This window comes from Micromonospora sp. ATCC 39149, assembly GCF_000158815.1.
In the GTDB taxonomy this organism is placed as follows: Bacteria; Actinomycetota; Actinomycetes; order Mycobacteriales; family Micromonosporaceae; genus Micromonospora.
Window position 1 is genome coordinate 297848 of record NZ_GG657738.1, and the last position, 3045, is coordinate 300892.

Sequence of the window (3045 nt, forward strand, 5' to 3'; positions counted from 1 at the left end):
GAGGCCGCCGAGGGCGATGACCACCGTGCCGCCGGCGCTAGTACGACCGCCGCCCCGGCGGTACCCATGGCGGTGCCCAGCGCCTCGTCGGCTGGTGTGCCGGTGGCCCTCAGCGCCCGGTAGCGGGTGATCAGGAACAGGGCGTAGTCGATGCCGACACCCAGCCCGATCATCGTGGCCAGGTTCCCCGCCACCGACGGCACGGCCACCAGGTGGCCGGCGAGCCCTACCGCGGCGAGCGCGCACGCCAGGGTGAACAGGGCGGTCACCAGCGGGACCGCCGCCGCGACCAGACCACCGAAGGCGAACAGCAGCACCACGGCTGCGACGACCAGCCCGACGGCCTCGGCGCGGCGGGAGCCACCCCGCTCGGCCGCCGTGGCGAGCACTCCGCCCGGCACCGTCTCGATGCCCGCGTCGCGGGCCGGCTGCGCCGCGTCCACCACCGCCCGGCTCAACGCCTTGTCCACGTCGCGCACACGCACGTCGAGGCGGACGGTGAGGTAGCCGGTGCGGCCGTCCGGGCTGAGGGTGCCGGCGCGGGCGTCGACTCCGTCGACCCGGGTCACGTGCTCCACCCCGGCGAGCGCGGCGGCGGTCCGCTCCAGCGCCGCCCGGCGGGCCGGCTCGTCGAGGCGGCCAGCGTCGACGCGTACCACGACCTGTCCGCTGCTGGTGGGGCCGCCGCCGCCGCGTTCGCTCAGGTCGCGGGCGAACTGGGCGTCGCTGCCGGGCAGGGCGACGTCGTTGTCCACGGGCCGGCCGAAGGCGGCGACGCCGCCGACCAGGGTGACCGCGAGCAGCAGCCAGGCGCCGAGGACCCGCCACGGCCGGCGCACGCACCAGCGGCCCAGCCGCCTTAGCGTCCGGTGGGTCCAACCGTCGATTCGGGCGTGCATCAGTCTCCTCCGCAGGTGCCGTCGCGACGGCCGTCGCCGTTCGCGGGCAGGGTCAGATCTCGTCCGGTCAGGCGAAGCCGCAGGCCGTCGTCGGTGACGTCGACACCCTGCCAGTTCAGGCCGGCGGGCAGCGCGGGCAGCGGCCGGGACAGGTCGCGGCCCCCGGTGAGCCGGTCCACCAGCTTGGCACCGGCGGGGCGGCGCATGCCCAGCACCTCGACCTCGGTGGGGGTGACCGTCAGCCGGCCGGCGTCGATGGCGGGCCGGGCGAGCACGGTGACCGGGAGTTGCTGCCCGGCCATCGCGGCGGTGGTCTCGACGGCGAGCAGCCCGTCGGTGGCCCGGTAGCGCACCGGACGGTCACCGACCGCGCCGGGCAGGGCGTCGAAGCCGACCCGTACCCGCAGGTCCAGCTCGCCGACGCGGGCCGGCTGCGCGCCGGGCAGCCGCACCCGGGACAGCTCGGCGTCCACCTCGGCGGCCCGCACGTCGCCGCGCCGGACGTCGGTGGCCCGCACGCTGACCCGGCCCAGCTCCCCGGCGAGCACGCCGGGCAGCACGGGGAACCCGCCGAGGTCGACCCGGGGCGGCCGGTCGAGGCCGGCGGCGCACGCCAGCCGGTCGGACAGCCGCTGCGCCGCCGTCCGGGCCACCCACCGGTCCGCCACCACTGCGACCGCCAGCAGCACCGCCACGCAGGCGGCTGTCAGCAGGGCTGCTCTTCGCCGCCGGATGATTCGCAATCGCACCGGCAGAGCAGACCAGGCGGGTCTGGGCCCACCACCTGAGGATGATGAGAGGAACGTGGGAGTTCGAGGTGTTTCACCTGCTGGTCGGCCCGGCAGGGCCTTTTTCGCCGGGCGGGACCGTTACCAGTCGAGCCCGAGGGTGGCGACGAAGTCGCCGAGCCGGTCGGCGATGAGCCGGTCGTCGGCGGCCGAGTAGTGCCAGTGGCAGCCGAGTAGGTCCAGGCCGGCGTCGTCGAGGTACCAGTAGCGGACCCCGTCGTCGCCGGCGGCCTCGCGGTCCTGTACGACCTGCTGGGCCAAGGTGCCGAAGAGGCTGGTGCCGACGACCACGATCGTCGTGCCCGCGCCGTAGCGGGCCCGCAGTTTCGCCAGGAACGCCACGTACGTGGAGCGGTAGGCGGCGGCCAGGGTCTGCTCCGTCCACGCCTCGCCGCTGTTGATCGGGGTGGAGAAGTCGTTGGTGCCCAGGTGGACCACGACGAGCTGCGGACGCCACGTGGCCGGGCGATCCCAGACGTCGCCGTCGACGTGCAGCAGCGCCCGGTCGTAGTAGGTGCCGTAGTTGACCCCGGGCGACCCGCCGTTGTAGTTGCGCACCATGCCGATGCCGGAGTAGGCGTTGACCTGGTAGTCGGCGTCGAGTTCCCGGGCGGTGAGCGCGCCGAAGCTGACGTCGGTGTTGGTGGTGCGGGTGACCTCGTCGCCGGTGCAGTCCCGGGTGGTGGACGTGTTGCCGTAGCCGACGGTCAGCGAGTCGCCGATGAACTCGACCTGCCGGCTGCGGGCCGCCGGCCGGTCCAGGATCGCCCCGCCGGGGGCGGCCACGAGCCCACCGAACGCGCTGGCGCTCCACGGGCTCTCGGTGCGCTTGACGAGCCGGACTGTGTGCTCGCCAGCGGCGAGACCGTCCACCCAGTGCGTGGTCGTGCCGGGCTTGACCAGGGTGTCGACGACCACACCGTCGACGGCGACGTCGTAGTCGTTGACGGCGTCGTCGAGGACGAGCCCGACGCCGGCGCCCCGGAAGCGGCCCTCGAAGTAGATGCCCGGCCAGCTGTACTGCACGGCCTGCCCGGCGGGCACGACCCGGCCGGCGGTGTGGGTCTGGGCCAGCACGCCGGACGGCTCGCCCGTTCCGTCGCCGCAGGCGGCCCCGTTGAGGGCGAAGCCCGTCGGGGCGGGGTTGGCGGCGCCGAACGAGCCCATCAGGCCGAAGGTGACGCTGCCGCCGGTGGCCAGGCCGCCGTTCCACGCCGCGTTGCGGGCCGTCACCGCGACGCCGGCCTGGGCGACGGTGGCGTTCCACGCCTGCGTCACCCGCTGGCCGGCCGGATACGACCAGGTCAGCGTCCAGGCGGTGACCGGCGCGCCCAGGTTGGTGACGGTGACGTCCGCAG

General features: G+C 75.0%; 3 protein-coding genes. All 3 read right to left on the reverse strand.

Annotated features, from left to right (window positions below):
* Positions 1-899, reverse strand: an 899-nt coding sequence (locus MCAG_RS33185; RefSeq protein ID WP_007071196.1) for an MMPL family transporter, incomplete at its 3' end; no start/stop codon positions are given.
* Entirely contained in the window at positions 899-1648 is a 750-nt protein-coding gene (locus MCAG_RS01320) for a DUF2993 domain-containing protein (protein WP_007071197.1), read from the reverse strand. The genes MCAG_RS01320 and MCAG_RS33185, both read right to left, overlap by 1 nt.
* 120 nt (positions 1649-1768) lie before the next feature.
* A partial coding sequence (locus tag MCAG_RS01325; RefSeq protein ID WP_157548336.1) for a cellulose binding domain-containing protein occupies positions 1769-3045 on the reverse strand: 1277 nt, incomplete at its 5' end.